The 16,463-nt window shown below is 51.0% G+C and carries 11 protein-coding genes; 10 read left to right on the top strand and 1 reads right to left on the bottom strand.

What is annotated here, in order from left to right; genetic code table 11:
* Nucleotides 1–15: 15 nt before the first annotated feature.
* The 9 genes from ACYX4J_RS19610 to ACYX4J_RS19570 all read left to right on the top strand — a co-directional run bounded on the left by ACYX4J_RS19610 (nucleotide 16) and on the right by ACYX4J_RS19570 (nucleotide 13,310).
* Nucleotides 16–3,111, top strand: a complete 3,096-nt coding sequence (locus ACYX4J_RS19610; RefSeq protein WP_476177362.1) for an efflux RND transporter permease subunit — start codon at nucleotides 16–18, stop codon at nucleotides 3,109–3,111.
* A complete protein-coding gene (locus ACYX4J_RS19605; RefSeq protein WP_476177361.1) occupies nucleotides 3,108–4,226 on the top strand; it encodes an efflux RND transporter periplasmic adaptor subunit in 1,119 nt (372 codons plus the stop codon). Before ACYX4J_RS19610 ends, ACYX4J_RS19605 begins: the two co-directional genes overlap by 4 nt.
* A 238-nt stretch (nucleotides 4,227–4,464) precedes the next feature.
* On the top strand, nucleotides 4,465–6,549 hold the full coding sequence (locus tag ACYX4J_RS19600; protein WP_476177360.1) for a TonB-dependent siderophore receptor: 2,085 nt from the start codon (nucleotides 4,465–4,467) through the stop codon (nucleotides 6,547–6,549).
* Nucleotides 6,550–6,626: 77 nt separating this feature from the next.
* Nucleotides 6,627–7,883: a PepSY-associated TM helix domain-containing protein gene (locus ACYX4J_RS19595; RefSeq protein WP_476177359.1), complete on the top strand. Its 1,257-nt coding sequence runs from the start codon at nucleotides 6,627–6,629 to the stop codon at nucleotides 7,881–7,883.
* 116 nt (nucleotides 7,884–7,999) lie between these two features.
* Nucleotides 8,000–8,584 (top strand): DUF6515 family protein, encoded by a 585-nt coding sequence (locus ACYX4J_RS19590; protein WP_476177358.1) that lies wholly within the window; start codon nucleotides 8,000–8,002, stop codon nucleotides 8,582–8,584.
* Between the two features lie 99 nt (nucleotides 8,585–8,683).
* A complete protein-coding gene (locus ACYX4J_RS19585) occupies nucleotides 8,684–10,846 on the top strand; it encodes a mechanosensitive ion channel family protein (RefSeq protein WP_476177357.1) in 2,163 nt (720 codons plus the stop codon).
* Between the two features lie 138 nt (nucleotides 10,847–10,984).
* Complete coding sequence (locus tag ACYX4J_RS19580) at nucleotides 10,985–12,388, top strand: rhomboid family intramembrane serine protease (protein WP_444906540.1); 1,404 nt, start codon at nucleotides 10,985–10,987, stop codon at nucleotides 12,386–12,388.
* A gap of 53 nt (nucleotides 12,389–12,441) precedes the next feature.
* The gene (locus tag ACYX4J_RS19575; protein ID WP_476177356.1) at nucleotides 12,442–12,909 is read left to right on the top strand and encodes a cupin domain-containing protein; all 468 of its coding nucleotides are present in this window, start codon (nucleotides 12,442–12,444) and stop codon (nucleotides 12,907–12,909) included.
* Nucleotides 12,910–12,944: 35 nt separating this feature from the next.
* Entirely contained in the window at nucleotides 12,945–13,310 is a 366-nt protein-coding gene (locus ACYX4J_RS19570) for a thiol-disulfide oxidoreductase DCC family protein (protein WP_444892668.1), read from the top strand.
* A 57-nt stretch (nucleotides 13,311–13,367) separates the two neighbouring features.
* On the opposite strand, the gene ACYX4J_RS19565 is transcribed toward ACYX4J_RS19570, so the two are convergent.
* On the bottom strand, nucleotides 13,368–14,786 hold the full coding sequence (locus ACYX4J_RS19565; RefSeq protein ID WP_476177355.1) for a hypothetical protein: 1,419 nt from the start codon (nucleotides 14,784–14,786) through the stop codon (nucleotides 13,368–13,370).
* 165 nt (nucleotides 14,787–14,951) lie between these two features.
* Between ACYX4J_RS19565 and pepB the strand changes: the two genes are divergently transcribed.
* On the top strand, nucleotides 14,952–16,241 hold the full coding sequence (gene pepB / locus ACYX4J_RS19560; RefSeq protein WP_444934764.1) for an aminopeptidase PepB: 1,290 nt from the start codon (nucleotides 14,952–14,954) through the stop codon (nucleotides 16,239–16,241).
* Nucleotides 16,242–16,463: the final 222 nt, after the last annotated feature.

Raw genomic sequence — 16,463 nt, 5'->3', positions numbered from 1 at the left:
ACTGGGGCTGAAGTAATGGCATTAACACGCGCCGCTTTAAAAAATCCCGCTGCTGCGGGGGTCGCAGTGGTTATGGCTGTTCTGCTTGGAGCTTTCCTCGCCAGCCAGCTGCCGGTTCAACTTTTCCCCGATATCGACAATCCTCGTATCGCTATCCAGGCAGGCTGGAGAGCGGCTGCACCGAAAGAGGTGGAGGCGGAAATTGTCGAGCCGATCGAATCCGTATTACAGGGCCTCACCGGTCTGGAAATGATGCAAGTCAACGCCGGTCGCGGTGGCGCCTGGGCAAATCTGGAATTTGCCATGGGCACCGATATGAACAAGGTGCTGATTGATGTTATCAGTCGTATGAGCAGCCTGCCGCCATTGCCCCGGGATGCGGAGCCACCGCGAGTAATGCTGGGTGGCTGGGGTGGCGATGCCACAGCACTGACCTATTTCTTTCTGCAAAAATTACCTGATAACCAGAATAACCTGGATGACTACGCTGGCCTGATCGAAGATGTACTGCGCCCGGAGTTGGAGTCGGTGCCCGGGGTTGCCAGTGTCCAGGCCCAGTCTGGGAGTGCGGCACAGGAAGAGTTACAGATTGTTTTTGATCCCTGGAAAGCAGCCGAACTGGGAGTAGAGTTGCCGGCGGTGAGTCGGCAGCTGGCGTCTGCCAGGGATGTCTCCGGCGGATTTACCGACGTGGGGCGGCGTCGCTATACCCTGCGCTTTGTCGGCGAGTATGAACCGAAAGACTTATCCGAATTAGTGTTGGAATGGCGCAATGGGCAGCCGGTGCGCCTGGGCGATATTGCCGAGGTCAAGGTGGGGCCTTCCGAGTCCCGCGGTGTCACCACGCAGAATGGCAACCCGGCAGTTTCTCTCCGTATTAACCGTACCAACAATGCTAATATGCTGGCTACTTTGGAGCGGGTTAAGCAAAAAGTTGCTGAGCTGAATGAAACTAAATTGAAAGCTGAGCAGCTTGTGCTGGTGCAATCATTCGATGCATCGGTGTTTGTTTACCGGGCTTTAAACTTGCTCGGCGGTAATATGATTTTAGGTATCGTATTAGCTGTCGGAGTGCTCTGGTGGTTTATGCGGCGCATGCGTGCGACCTTGATCGTTGCCGCAGCGATTCCAATTTCATTACTTTCGACCTTTGTGGTGCTGTCAGCTGCAGGCCGCAGCGTGAATGTAATTTCTCTGGCGGGACTGGCCTTTGCTACCGGTATGGTGCTCGATGCTGCGATAGTAGTGTTGGAAAATATTGTGCGCCTGAGAGAAAAAGGTCGGGGGGCAGAGGAGGCTGCGGAGCAGGGTGCGGGCCAGGTGTGGGGTGCACTGTTGGCCAGTACTGCGACAACCGTTGCGATATTCCTACCGGTATTTTTCCTTAACAGCGTCGAAGGGCAGGTCTTCGGTGACCTGGCCCTGACTATTGCTGTGGCTGTGGTGTTTTCCCTGTTGGTTGCGGTGGCCGTGGTTCCCCTGGCTGCGCGTCTGTGGCTACCCTCTATCTCTACTGAAGACCGCCTCTCCCGAGTGTGGGAAAAAATAACTGCGCGGGTAATGGCTTTGACGAGTACCAGGGCCCGCCGTTGGCAGGTGATCGGGGGGCTTTTATTAATGCCCATGGCTGCGACTTATTTATTCTTACCAAACCTGGATTATTTACCGCCGGTAAAAAGGGATGCAGTCGATGTGTGGATGAATTTCCCTGCATCCACTAATACCAAAACTTTAGAAACAGAAATCGTCAACGAGTTGGATAAGCGCATGGCACCCTACATGAGTGGTGAGCGCGAACCAGCCCTGAAGAACTACTACGTGATCACCTGGCCCAATGGCGGCACTATGGGAGTGCGGGTTAAGGATATGGATCAAGCCAAGGAGATGGAGAGAATCCTGCGGGAAGAAATCCTGGTGGATATTCCTGATTTCCAGGGATTCGCCGCGCGGGGTAATCTGTTTGGCCAATTCGGTGGTGACCGCAACATTGCTTTACATCTGCAATCCCGTGATGCCGAAGCATTGATGCGTGCGGCTGCCCTTGGGGTTGAGGTTGTTGAAGAGGTGATGCCGGGAACGCCGGTGCAGACCAACCCAGGCTTATCTTTATCAGAACCTGAATTGACAGTGCGCCCCAATGATCGCGCAATGCTGGAGCAGGGTTGGAATCGCCAGGATATGGGAGGACTGGTTCGAACGCTGGGCAATGGTCTCTATGTTGGCGAGTATTTTGACGGTGAAAAGCGCCTGGATATTATTTTTAAAGCGCAGCCCTGGAGTACTCCCGAACAACTGCAAAATACGCCGTTGGTAACGCCCCGTGGGGAAGTGGTGCCGCTCAGTCAGCTGGCCAGTGTGGAGCGGACTGTGGGGCCGGGCAGTTTGCGCCGGGTCGATGGTCGGCGCACTATTACACTGAATATAGTACCGCCGGAAGATGTGTCCCTCGAAGAGGTGCGCGCACAGCTGGAGGCGGATGTATTGCCGAAGATTCGCGAAGCTCTGCCCGCTGACGGGAGTATTTTGGTGGGAGGAAATGCCAGTGACCTGGATAAGGCGTTGGCCTCGCTTTCCAAGAATTTCCTGTTAGCGCTGCTAATTTTATTCCTGCTGATGAGCGCACTGTTCCGCTCCTTGCGGGATGCCTCTCTGGTACTGCTCACCGTGCCCCTGGCGACAGTGGGCGGCGTGTTGGCGCTACAAATTTTAAACTTGATCGATTTCCAGCCACTGGATCTGCTCACCATGATTGGCTTTGTGATATTGCTAGGCCTGGTGGTGAATAATGCTATTTTGCTGGTACACCAGACGCGAGCGGCAGAAATGGCGGGTAGCACTCGGGTGGACGCTGTAGAGCAGGCCCTGCGCCTGCGTTTGCGCCCTATTTTTATGAGTACCCTGACCAGTGTATTTGGCATGTTGCCACTATTGGTTGCTCCCGGTGAGGGCAGTGTTATTTACCGCGGCCTGGCCGCAGTGATTGTGGGCGGCATGGCAGTGAGCACGCTCTTTACCCTGGTTTTATTGCCGGCACTACTGCAAACCGGCAGCCTGCCACTACCCAAATTTACGGCTATGCGCGAAAGGTTTGCCCTGAGGAGTTCACAATGAAGAAATTGCTCGCAGGTATCGTTTTATCTCTGGGCGCCAGTGGCGTTTGGGCGCAGGGCGATCCTATTGCGGTATTGGTGGATCGGGCCCAAGTTCGGGAAATTGCTCCGAGCCAGTGGTCTGCAGGTGAGGTGGTGAGCCGACGAGATATCCTGGTTTCTTCTGAACTGGATGGTGTGTTGGAATTTGTCGCTGAACCCGGCAGCTTTATTAAAAAGGGTGAGCGCCTAGCCGAGTTGGACAGTACTCATTGGCGATTACAGCTGCGCAATAGTGACAGCCGTATTGCACAATTGCGTGCGCGGTTGACCTATATGGATGCTCAGTTAAATCGACTGAGTAAGTTGGCGGAAACCAATAGTACCTCCCGAGCCGCATTGGAAGAGCAACAGGCTGAGCGCGAGGCAATGGCTCAGGACCTGATTGCAGCTCAAATTGAGCGCGACCGACGGGCCTATGAATTATCTAAAACAGCCATTGATGCACCCTTTGATACTTTAGTGGTGAGCCGCGAATTACAGGCGGGAGAATATGTGCGCACCGGTTCGGAATTACTGCGAGCCCTGGATATGTCACAGATGGAAGTGGAGGCGGATATTCCCCTGACGGCCCTGCCGCTGATTCGCATCGGTGACACAGTGGCGCTGCGCAGTGATTCTGTCTCTCTGCCGGGAGAGGCTCGGGTGGATGATCAATTATTTAGCGGACGGGTACGCCAATTTGTGCCTGTGGCAAGCGATCGCTCCCGGCGAGTTAAGCTGATGGTAACTTTGCCACAGAGTGCGCCGGAGCAGTGGGACTGGATTGTCGGTATGCCGGTACAGGTCTCTGTGCCCATTGCGCAGGCGCAGGCCACCATGTCTGTGCCAAGGGATGCCTTGGTTTTAAGAAATGGCGATACCTTCGTATATCGAGTGGGCGAGGAGGATAAGGCTGAGCGATTATCTGTGCGTATCGGCAGTGGCGATGGTGAATGGGTGTCGGTAAGCGGTGATCTCACCAAGGGCGATCGTGTGATAGTGCGTGGTGCTGAGCGCTTGCAGCCTGGACAGGAAGTTAAAGTGCTGTCGGAAGTGGTGCGAGATAAAGAGCCATTACAGGCGGGCAGTGGCTAATTCCTGATTTTCCCTGAAGGCCTTCTGATCAAATACAGGGTGACTCGCTGCTTGTGATCGCCCTGGCCCTCCTGATCTTTCGCCAAGCAATGATGTTCCCTCCCCATCCAAACTATTTGTGGGTACATCAATTAAATAATAATCATTCTCATTGACTGACGTATATTTCTTCAAATATCATCCGCTCCGTTTATGGTGCCCCTGCACCGTTCACTGGTTTGGAATGAGGTTTTAGCCGATGAAAATTAACGGCTTAATGAAGAAAAAAGCGCTGTCAGCCTGGGTTGCTGCCGCCGTGCTCGCCCCGCTGGGAAGTTCTGCTTGGTCTGCTGAAACCATGGAAGAAGTCAGTGTCTACGGAGAGCAGGAGGAGACCAGTACTGCCTCTCGCCTAAGCCTATCTGTTTACGATACTCCGCAAACGGTAACAACTGTATCCCAGGCTCAAATCCAGGACTTTGCCCTACAGGATATTAATGAGCTGCTGAAATATACCCCTGGGGTAACCGTAGAGAACGTAGAGACGGATCGTACTTATTACACTGCTCGTGGCTTTGATATTGTGAACTTCCAATACGATGGTATCGGTGTTCCCTTTTCCTCTGGTTTATCCCATGGGCATCAAGACACAGCGATATTTGATCAGGTTGAAGTGGTGAAGGGCGCAGCAGCTCTGACCACAGGTCTGGCTAACCCCTCCGCGACGGTTAACTTTATCCGCAAGCGTCCGACAGAAGAGTTCAAGGCGGGTGTAGACCTGGTTGTCGGTGAAGAGGGACGTTTGCGCACCCAGGGAGATATCTCAGGTTCTATCAGCGATAACGTCCGAGGACGGTTGGTGGTTGCAGAGGATCAGGCTGACTCTTATCTTGACCGCTACGAAACTGACGGCAGTGTCTACTACGGTATTGTGGAAGTAGATTTGACTGATTTCACCATCCTGACCTTAGGCCACAGCCAAAATCGCAGTGAAGCCGATGGCAGCATGTCTGGTGCCCTGCCACTTTTCTATACCAATGGCAGCGCTACCGATTACGATGTTTCCACAAGTACGGCACCAGACTGGGCTTTCCGCAATGTAGACAGAATCCAGACTTTTGTTGAACTGAAGCAGGATCTTTCCGCAAACTGGTCCGTCACTGCATTACTGACCCAGAATGAAATCGATATGGATGTCAAGGAGATGTATGTCTACGGTACTCCAGACAGAGAGACCGAACTGGGTTTATATGGATATGCATTTGGCTACAAGTTGGATGAAAAGCAGAAGATTGCGGATGTATTCCTGTCAGGAACCTACAATTTGTTCGGCCGCGATCACGAATTGGTGGTGGGTGCCAACTATGCAGATATCGAACTAACCGGCCAGTCTTTCTACAGCTACTCCGACGGTTATCCGGTTCTTGGCAGTGACTGGGCTAATGGCACAACGGCGCGGCCAGACTTTGTCGATACCGATGCTTATTACACTGGCCACTACGACGATCAAGAGCACAAGTCTTTATACTTTGCTACTCGCCTGAACGTTACTGATAGCCTGTCCCTGTTGGCCGGTGCGCGCAAAATGGAAGTGGAACAATCCGGCTACAATTATGGTGTTGATGCTGACACTTCGGCGGATGAAACTGTTCCCTATGTAGGGGCCACTTTTGATTTGAACGATAGTTTCTCATTCTACGGTAGCTATACTGAAGTTTTTACCCCGCAGTCTTGGGTTAACCCTGAATTTAAACCACTGGGCGCCGCAGAGGGAGATAGTTCCGAGGTGGGGTTTAAGTACACCCTTGCGGGTGGACAAGCAACGGCTAGTGTTGGGCTATTTGAATCCAACCTGAATAATCTCGGTGAATACCTAGATAAGGTTGATGGAAAGAATGTTTACGAGAGTGGTGATTTCACTACAAAGGGCGTTGAGCTGGAGCTAATCGGTTCAATTACCGAGAATTTCAATGTTAGTTTTGGCCTTACTCACTTAAGTGAAGTAGTCAATAAAGACGGTGAGGAAGATCGCACTTATATTCCGCGCAACACCCTGAAGGTGGCCGTAGCTTACGATTTACCTCAAGTCCAAGGCTTGAAGTTCGGCGGCGGTATTAATTGGCAGGATGATATATACATTGAGCCTGTCGAGGGTGTTCGTGTAGAGCAGGATAGCTATGCGTTGCTCAGCGCCTTTGCCAAGTACGATATTTCTGATGCTTTAACGGTTGGCCTCAATATTGATAACCTGACCAACGAGAAATATATCAATAGCCTCTATTGGACCCAGGGCTATTACGGCGCTCCGCGTCAGGCACAGTTGAGTGTGAGCTGGCGCTACTAAGGCGCTTAGTTAACTCCGTTGCAGTTTAACCCGGTACTTGTGCCGGGTTTTCTGTTTTTTAGTTTTAGGTAAATGTTATGCGTCAAACCCTGGTTCTTTTACATCGTTACCTGGGGCTTGCTACTGCGGTCTTCCTGATAGTCACCGGGCTAACCGGCGCTATTATCTCCTGGGATCACGAACTGGATGAGTGGCTTAATCCCCACTTATATAAAACTACTTCCAGCGGCGAACCCTTAGCCTCTATCGAGTTGGCAGAACGGCTTGAAGAGTCCTTGCCACAAGTCCAAATATCCTATTTTGAATTGGTACAGGAGCCTGGGCACACCCAGTATTTCTGGGTAGAGCCTCGAATTGACCCGGCTACCGGTAAATTCTTTGCGGTGGATTACAACCAGGTATTTGTCGATCCGACCAATGGGGAAATTATTGGTAAGCGCGAGTGGGGACGTGTCTGGCCAATAACAACTGAAACCCTGATGTCGTTTTTGTACAAGCTGCATTACAGTTTTCATATACCCGAATTTTGGGGCACTGATCACTGGGGGATTTGGCTGCTGGGCGTTATTGCACTGGTATGGACAATCGATTGCTTTGTGGGGCTAGCGGTGACTTTACCTCGTCGCAAGAAATCCACCCGAAAGCCATCTCGGACTTGGTGGCAGCGATGGAAGCCCGCATGGATGATTAAGGCCGGCGCTGGGCGTGCCAGGCTCACATTTGATTTACATCGTGCGTTCAGTCTGTGGACCTGGACGCTGCTGCTGACAATTGCATTTACGGCCTTCTCACTGAATCTCTATCGAGAAGTGTTTTTTCCTCTGATGTCGCTGGTATCAGATGTGACTCCGTCGCCCTTGGAAGAGCGCACACCTAACGATCACAGCAATCCAATTACCCCGTCGTTGTCTTTTCGGGATATAGCCGCGATTGGAGAAAACCAAGCTGCGCAGATTGGCTGGCAACAACCGCTGAACTCCCTGTGGTATGCCCGGGAGTGGGGGATATATCGGGCTGAATTTTTTGATGTCAGCGCAGGGCATGGCGCCGGAGGTGTTGGTCACAAGGCTCTATTTTTTGATGGCCACAGCGGCGAATATCTCGGAGACTTTATTCCCTGGGAAGGGACGGCAGCAGACTTATTTGTACAGGCGCAATTCCCAGTGCATTCCGGTAGGATCCTCGGTCTCCCTGGTCGCATACTGATTTCAATTATGGGGGTGGTGATTGCGATGTTGAGTGTGACTGGAGTTTTAATCTGGTTACGTAAACGTCGTGTGGCAGTCAGTAGTCGGGTGGAGAGCAGGTCTCCCTTGCCGAGTACAGCTGTATAATTCTATTGGTTAGACCAGTGGTAACTGGAGCAATTTAATGGCGCTCTAGTTACCGCTTGGGATAGCCTTGGGGATGACTTGTTCGCACCATACCCTTAGCGGATTGCAATTTGCTGATGACATTAGCCATGCGATCCCTGCTTACCCTATTTCTTGTACTGTTCTGTTCTGTTTCGGAGTCTCAGGTTCGATCGGACCACCTGCCTCCCGGAGCTGAGCCTATCGAAGTGAATAACCAGACAGTTTTTTATAAAAATGGTTATTTCTACCGCAAAGGCCCCGACGCCTATACCCGGATTGAGCCGCCTCTGGGAGCTCGGGTCTCCCGAGTACCTTTTGGAACCCCCATTAACTTGGGTAACAAGCATTATATGCTTGCGGGTAATGGTACCTTTTTCTTATTAGACCCCAGGGACAATCAATATGTGGTGGTCACGCCCCCTCCCAATTGGCAGCATGTTAATCGTAATCCCCTGGCTCCGAAAAAGAAAATATACCCCCGAGCGTATCCGCCCCGCCATTTGCGGCACCGCTCAGAGGGTAAACGAGTCGATCGTAAGGATTGGGATATTTACTGTGAAGCCCGGGCGGCAAATTTGCTGCGCAGTACGGGTGAGCCTGGTAAAACAACCAGGCGGGCTATGCGTGAATATCGCAGGGTATACAGAAAATGTTTGCGTCAAAGTCGCCGCTTCAGGTAAATGCATGGGGCAGGGAAGTCCCTGGGCTACACTGAACAATATGGCCCAGTAGGCGCCTATTTTATTAGTGCCGGATTTTTTCACGGATAGAAGTATTTTATGCCGGGTGCCAGCCTTTTTATCCCTCGTTGTAGTGCCGGCAAAGAATTTTCTTTTCTTCACCTCGCCCTTTCATTTCTCCTTTTCTTTAGTGTCGCCTGTGTCTCTGTTTCCAGTGTCGCCCAGCTTCCCGGTAGTAAACCCAAGGAGTTTAAGCCGGAGGTTCCGGATTTTGCTGACCCCTCTGCAGATTGGTGGACTGGATGGACCAGTGCCTCTCCCGAAGAGCGACGAGAATGGCTTAGCTTGGTCACAAAGAGCTGGGAGGGGTGGAAAAAGGATTTGCCGGAGGATGAGGCCTTACAGGACGGTGCAGAAAAGATTAGCCAAAGTTTACAAGGGATCGCAATTACCTGGAAAAAACGAGAGGAGTACCTGAAAGTTCCTTTAATGCCGGATGTGGATTTTCCAGAAAACCCAACGGTATTGAACTGGGCCAAGGCTGATTCTGCCATCAGCCGTGGCCGACGTAGGTTGAAAGGCGTAGAACTGGAGGCTCGCCAACTTAAATCAACCCAGTCCCAGTCTCTATCTTTACTGCGTAAACAAGTGATTGTACTGCGGGATTCCAGTGGACGAGAGGAGGATGAGGCGGCGCAGGCCCTACTTTTAGCTCAAATAAATCACCTAAATATTATTGAGCAGCTGAGTACCGTTAATACTTTCTTGGGAACCTGGCGGGAAAAGATTAACAGCGCAGAAATTAAATTGCGGAGACTTCTGGATACCCTCGTCTACTCCAGTAAAGATGCAGAGGAAATAGATAAGGATATTGCCGCGAACGAAAAGAAAATCGAACGTATTTCTGCGACCCGTACCAGTATTCAAAGCACTACAGAACCCTCCACTGACCCCACCATCAATATGCAGAAAGACCTCACCCTGATGCAGCTTGAAGTGGACTTGTTGGAGGAGCAGCTGGAAAAACGCAAAAGTGAGTTGCTGCAATCCATCAATGAGGTCCTGAATGAAGAGGGCGAAGAGCGCCCCCTGATTATCAGTCGGGATTTATTGGAAAATGCCAACTCTGTGATTGAAAGTGCGTTGCGGGAGCTGGCAGTGCGCCAGCGTCAAGTGGTGGCCTGGCGCGAAGATGAAGAGAATGAAGACCTGAGTCGCTGGTGGTCTTACTTTGAGCGTATTGGCAGTGGCCTGGCCCGCGCCAATGACCTCGAGCAGGATATTCAGCGCTATGAAAAGGCCCAGCTGGAGGTTTACAAGGAGCGCCAGGGTTGGTGGGCAACAGTGCGCGAACGAGTGGCACTGGGCGCAAGACAAGCTTATAACCGCTGGCGTAAGTTGGCGGATTATCAGCTATTTACCGTTGCCCAGAATCCGATAACCCTGCGGTTGATCGCCAAGATGATCGTGGTCCTGGTGGGGGCCTGGCTATTGTCTGGACTCACCCAGGCCTTCCTGCGCCGGCTTGTACGCAGGGAGCATGCCAGTGAATCCTCCATGTACAATCTTGGGCGGGTGCTGCATTACATCTTTATTTCCGCGGCCCTGATTGTGGTGCTCAGCATGTTGGGCCTGGATACCTCCAAGTTGGCCCTGGTCGCTGGAGCCCTGTCGGTCGGTATTGGCTTTGGGCTTCAGGCGATCTTCTCGAATTTTATCTCCGGTTTGATTTTGCTGTTTGAGCGCCCTCTCAAAGTGGGTGATCTGGTGGAGCTGGAGTCGGGCGTATTTGGCCGCATCCGCGATATCAGCGTGCGCTCAACCCGTATTACCACGCGGGATAATGTGGATATCTTGGTGCCCAACACGGAGTTTGTTGCGGGCCGGGTTATTAACCACACACTGGATGATCCTGTGCGCCGTATTCACGTACCCTTTGGTGTGTCTTATGCCTCGGACCCAGACTTGGTGCGGGAAGCCGCTCTGGAAGCTGCCGCTCGAGTCAATATCACCCATACCGACTGGAAGCGAAAAACCGAGGTGTGGCTGATGGGGTTTGGGGATAATGCCCTCGACTTCAAGTTGGTGGTGTGGGTCAACAGCAATATGGTGACTTCCCTGGGAGACTCCTATGCCCTGTACAACTTGGAGTTGTTGCGGGAATTTCGCGATAAGGGTATTGAGGTACCTTTCCCTCAGAGAGATCTGCATCTGCGCAGTTGGGATGTTCCGGCGATCATTGGCCGTACCGCCAGGAAGTAAGTGAGGTCCGGCTGGCATGACACCTCCGGGATTTCATAGTATTTTCAGTCTACTGGCCTTTGTGTTGGTGCAAGTTCATTTACCGGTGTTACTGCGTTTTCTCTCAGGGCGCTGATGAAATCACAATAAGGGAAGCCCGTGCTGATCATCCCCATCCAAAACAAACCCGACTGGCGCCGGCCGCCATTAATGTGTTTTGCGTTGATTGCCCTTAACTTACTGATGTTTGTTTTCTATCAAGGGGGGGATGAAGCTCGCTGGCAGGAAGCTGAAGATTACTATTTTGAGAGCGACTTACCGGACCTCGAAGAGCAACGCTTTCTTGTGTATGTCAATGAAATGCACCCAGAGTGGAGAGCGCAGATGGGTGTGGAAGGGGAGGAGTTTTTTTACCGGGAATCCCTCGGTAACCCTGAATTCCACCACTGGTTGTTGCCGAAGCTCGAAGCAGAGGGTGAGACCGAATGGTTAAGACAGAGGCAGGAGTTTGCCCAACTGCGGGATAGGGTCAGTAGCAACGCACTGGGGCTGATACCGGCAGACCCGAGTATTGCTGGAGCCTTTGGCCATATGTTTCTACACGGAAGCTGGGATCACCTTATCGGCAATATGGTGTTTCTGCTGTTGTTTGGCTTGTCTGTTGAGTTGGCCCTGGGAGGGTTGTGGTTTATAGGGCTCTACCTGGTGGGAGGATTGGCGGCAGCAGGTCTGCATGTGCTGGTGGAATCCGGCAGCCATGTACCGATGGTGGGTGCCTCCGGTGCGGTCTCGGCAATTATGGGCATGTTCGTCGCGGTTTACGGTGTGCGCCGGCTACGTTTCTTTTACACCATTGGTTTTATGTTTGGCGAATTCAGTGCACCGGCGCTGCTGGTGTTACCGCTGTGGTTGGGTAAGGAGATTTTCGGTTATTTGTATGGAGATGCCAGCATTGCCTACTGGGCCCATACTGGTGGTTTACTTGCGGGTTTTGCCCTGACTTTGGCGGTGTTGTATTGGCGCCCGATGGTGGAACCTATGCCGGAGGAAGAGGAGGCCCCGTCCCCCCAAAGGGTAGCCTTGGCACGGATTGATCGTTTTTTAGAAGAGGGAAAAATCCTGGAAGCCACTGAAGCGGCAGCCTCAGCGGTGCGGCAATATCCACAGGCGTTGACACTGATTGAGCGCTATATAGAACTGACCTCAGCGGCGCCAGAGAGTGAAGGTTACCACCGGGCCAATCTCGCTTTATTTGCCCAGGCAGGAAATCTGGAGATCGATGGCCATACCCTGGCAAGTGGCTATCGCCGCTACTTGGCGGCAACAAAAAGTCCAAAGGCGCTCACCGGAAAGGCAAACTTACTGATGGCACGGCGTGCAGCGGAAGAAAAGGACTGGCCGTGGCTAGAGGAATTACTGCGCCACTTGAAACAGCAGCGAGTGAATCACCCCTTGATTCCCAAGCTGGGAATGGTCCTGGTCAATTACTATCGTCGCCTGGGTGAGGAAGGCCGCGCGCGCGAGGTGAAAGAGATGACCCAAGATATGGCTGCCTCAGGTTGAAGAACATAATTTGGTATGTCTTATAAATAATTAAGTAATGTATTGGGGGCAGAGTGAGTCGCTATATTTTGACCGGGACCGAAATTGCAGGGCTGGAGGGGGAGCGCAAGGTACATTTCCTCAATGCCAATGCGGTGCGTAAAAACAAGTCCCTGGGTGATCTTACCGGCATATCCGGCTTTGGTTTTCATATGATCGAAATCGAGCCAGGTTATGAATCCACAGAATTCCATTGTCACTATTTTGAAGACGAATGTGTTTATATCCTGGAGGGTAGGGCCGAGGTGCGTATTGGTGACGATCACCATCAGGTTTCTGCAGGGGATTTTATTGGCTACCCCGCTGGAGGCCCAGCTCATGTGATGCAGAATGTGGGGGAAATGACCTTGCGCTGCATAGTTGTAGGCCAGCGATTGCAACATGATGTTGCCGACTACCCAGAAAAAAATCAGCGGATCTACCGAAATAGTGGTTTACCTTGGGAGTTGGTGAACCGCGATGATATTGACCACCCGAAGTAGTTTTAGCCTGTAGAAAAAGAATGGATTTTTAGCATATGCCTGAAAAGATTCGGGTCTTTTATAATTCCGCTTGTCCAGTTTGTAACGCAGGAATTTCAGCACAAAAGAAAAAATCCGTCACCTGCCAAGTGGATTGGGAGGATGTTCATATTGATGAAGATAAAGCCAAGGAACTGAATACAGATTTAGAGTTCGTCCGTGAGCGGCTGCATGTATTGGATGCGGATGGAAATCTGAAAGTGGGCTACGAGGCTTTTATTACGATTTGGGAGAACTCTCCCAAGGAGCAATGGAAGGCTAGGGTGTCGAAGCTAGCCGGCCTTAGGTGGTTTTTGAATAAAGGTTACAACGTTTTTGCGCGAGGTTTGTATCTATGGAATCGGGCGCTAAAGCATTGGTAGCGAATGTCGGGCTAGGTTTAGGGAAGCCACCATAGATGGCTACCCATATTTTGCTATTTAGTGAATTTCGGCAGTACTGTTAAGTACTTTCCACAGGGTATCGATTTCAGAACGCAAAGCACTCTCTGGAAATTTCTGTCGGACAAAGTGCAGTAGTTTTTTTGCTAAGTCTTCTCTACCCAATCCATCCATATACACTTGTGCCAATAACAGATAGGCAGCATCGAGTTGTGGAAAGGCCTCTTTATGTAAATTATTGAGCAGCTGTGCTGCCAATTGGTACTTATGCTGTTGGTATAGCACCTTGGCTAGTGCATGGCGTATCTCGGGCTTAGCCACAAGCGGGCTGGGCTCTGTGGCCATATACAGTTCAGCTGCCTTATGTGGGCGATTTATCTGTACAAATTTTTCTAATAGATGTGGCCCCAGCTCCTGAAGGGCTTTTTTATCATCAGTAGCAAGTAAAAGGCGGTAGTAGCGCTCATTAAGAGTTTCGTCGTTAGGGAAGCGGCGCAACCCTTCAACCAAAGCCTGGCGAGCGCCCTTGAAGTCCCCTTCGCGTAAAAATATTTGCGCTTCAGCCCGAGCGCGCTTACACAGGAATTCATTTTCCTCTAAGTAATTTTCATCATCTTCTTGTATTGAGGCTATTCCCAGTTTTTGCTGTCGAGTTAAGCAGATATACCCCATCACAGCACTTGAGACGATGGAAAAGTAAGAGACAATGGCTGCTGTGGTCGGGAAAATTGCCCAAGCCGGCAGTTTATCGCTGACCACGGCCATTAGTATATTGGGTGCGAAAGAAATGATATTGGTAATAATTAACAGCAACCAATATGGCCAGCCAATGATTAGGGTAAATTCCAATAATTTGAGTGGGTTGATTGCGGACCTCAAACTATGGGTAAGCGCTAAGGCAATCATTGCAGCCGGCGCTAAAAATGACAGGGCGGCCGCATAAATCATTATGACATTGAGGCTTCCAGTAAATTGTACAAGCTTGTAGCCAACAAAACCGGCGATCAATGTCATTCCAATGACTTTCAGAAATAACATTGCACCATTGCCATCAAGTGCATCTGCCAGTGGGGGGGCTTCCAGTTGGCCTCCTGCGAGTCTTTCGATGACCAAGAGATTGTAGCGGGATACAACAGCTACAATGGCTACCAAAGCGACAAGAGCCAGAAGACCCATTGACGTTATTGCCATACTGCCCGCTGCTGCAACAGCCATGATTGTTAGAGGGCCAGGCTTAAAAGCATAGAGAAAGTAAAATAGCCCCATTTGCCAAAAAGGCTTGGCGTTGTTACTGGCTCCAATATATTCCAGGCTATCGCGGCAGAGCGGGCATTCGGGACCCTGCCCATGGTAATTGGTACTCGAACCCGGAATACACTCGCCACAGAACTGACGGTTGCAGGGCTGGCACTGCCAGGATGCAGTCTTGCTAGTGTGATAGTGGCAGGAATCAGCCATTTATTCTTCCCTAACGAATTTCTCTACTTAATAGTTATTTTGTCTTGGTTCACAGTTTATCTGTCGACTCGGTGGCGGTGCAATCATCAAGTATTTTTAATGTCCTGTTAGAATGCAGGAGAAATACCGATAAAATTGGTACACAAGTTTCAAAATAGGTGTTGTATGACAAAGGCTATGCATATTCATTTGGTTGAGGGCTTTGCGCCGGAACCCTGGGGAGAATCAGCACTGCTGAGCTTTGATGGTAGCGCTGCCAATATTCATATTAGCGCTGCGAAAGGCGCTGTGTTGGTTGCAGCGCAGCGAGCTGCCCGAAAGCTCGATGGTATGGGGGTCAACGATGTTGTCCTCAAAGGAGAAAGCTGGAGTATTGAAAGCCGCTGGGCATTTTGGGCAGGTTTTTTTAACCCGCGTAAATCCAACAAAATTGACTGGGGGACTGATGACAGCGCCGAGTTAAAAGAACTCGCCGCCCGTGAAAATGCCAGTCGCTGGGTTCGTGAAATTACTAATGGTACTCCTGATGATGTGTCTCCGCGTGTATTGGCGGAGAGCGCTGCAGAAATGCTGCAAAAGCTGGCTCCCAGTGCGGTAACTTACCGTATAGTTGCCGGGGATGACCTGCTGCGTGAAGGGTTTGTCGGTATCCATAACGTTGGGCGTGGTAGTGTACGTGAGCCCGTGATGTTACAAGTGGACTTCAACCCGACGGGTGATGACCAGGCGCCGGTTGATATGTGTTTGGTGGGTAAAGGAATTACTTTTGACTCCGGCGGCTACAGCATTAAGCCGTCCAACAACATGGCCACAATGAAATCCGATATGGGTGGCGCGGCCATGGTAACTGGAGGCTTGGCTCTTGCAATAGCCAGAGGTCTCAACAAGCGGGTTAAACTTTATCTCTGCTGCGCAGAAAATCTGATCTCCGGTCATGCCTTTAAATTGGGCGATATTATTAAATATAAAAACGGAGTGAGTGTAGAAATACTGAATACCGATGCTGAAGGGCGCCTGGTGCTGGCTGATGGTTTAATTGCAGCTTCGGAAGAAGAGCCTCGCTGGTTATTAGATGCCGCTACTCTGACCGGTGCAGCAAAGATGGCTGTAGGTCGGGATTTCAACTCTGTCTTTAGTTTTGAAGATGAAGCAGCCCAAAAGGTATTGTCTGCAGCTTCTGAGGAAAATGAAAAGGCGTGGAGACTGCCTTTAGAGCCTTTCCACCTTGAGCAAACCCCGTCCAACTTTGCCGATATCGCCAATGTTGGTATTGAGGGAAGTCCTGGTGCATCTACGGCAGCCTCCTTCCTGGCTCGCTTTGTACGGGATGAAGGTCGCAATTGGGTGCATATGGACCTTTCCGGCTCTTACCAGCCCAGTGGCAATGATCAGTGGGCGCCAGGTGCTAAAGGGCACGGCCTGCGTACAATTGCACGCTTCCTTTTGGATAATTAGCAACCGGCAATTTATGCCAAATTTCCTTCGAAACGCGCCTAATAGTCGGCGCGTTTCTTTTACCTCTCTCTTAATACCTATAAGTCATAAAAAAATTGTACTCCAGCTGATATTCGGGATATTAGTAGAGTTCTGCTAATTGAGGTATTTCGGTTCTGGTTCGTTAGCAGATACTTGGGCCTGGAAGCTTTTGCCAGGTGAATAAGATAATCAGTGATTCGG

Source organism: Microbulbifer sp. ABM4_008, from assembly GCF_056311705.1.
The sequence above is the reverse complement of the archived record's forward strand: the minus strand, read 5'-3'. Positions and strand labels throughout refer to the sequence as shown.

What these genes read in the sequence shown, in the direction of transcription:
- pepB (WP_444934764.1), top strand. Translation starts at nt 14,952, where the DNA reads ATGACAAAGGCTATGCATATTCATTTGGTTGAGGGCTTTGCGCCGGAA.
- ACYX4J_RS19590 (WP_476177358.1), top strand. Translation starts at nt 8,000, where the DNA reads ATGACATTAGCCATGCGATCCCTGCTTACCCTATTTCTTGTACTGTTC.
- ACYX4J_RS19570 (WP_444892668.1), top strand. Translation starts at nt 12,945, where the DNA reads ATGCCTGAAAAGATTCGGGTCTTTTATAATTCCGCTTGTCCAGTTTGT.
- ACYX4J_RS19600 (WP_476177360.1), top strand. Translation starts at nt 4,465, where the DNA reads ATGAAAATTAACGGCTTAATGAAGAAAAAAGCGCTGTCAGCCTGGGTT.
- ACYX4J_RS19605 (WP_476177361.1), top strand. Translation starts at nt 3,108, where the DNA reads ATGAAGAAATTGCTCGCAGGTATCGTTTTATCTCTGGGCGCCAGTGGC.
- ACYX4J_RS19585 (WP_476177357.1), top strand. Translation starts at nt 8,684, where the DNA reads ATGCCGGGTGCCAGCCTTTTTATCCCTCGTTGTAGTGCCGGCAAAGAA.
- ACYX4J_RS19595 (WP_476177359.1), top strand. Translation starts at nt 6,627, where the DNA reads ATGCGTCAAACCCTGGTTCTTTTACATCGTTACCTGGGGCTTGCTACT.
- ACYX4J_RS19610 (WP_476177362.1), top strand. Translation starts at nt 16, where the DNA reads ATGGCATTAACACGCGCCGCTTTAAAAAATCCCGCTGCTGCGGGGGTC.
- ACYX4J_RS19565 (WP_476177355.1), bottom strand. Translation starts at nt 14,786, where the DNA reads ATGGCTGATTCCTGCCACTATCACACTAGCAAGACTGCATCCTGGCAG.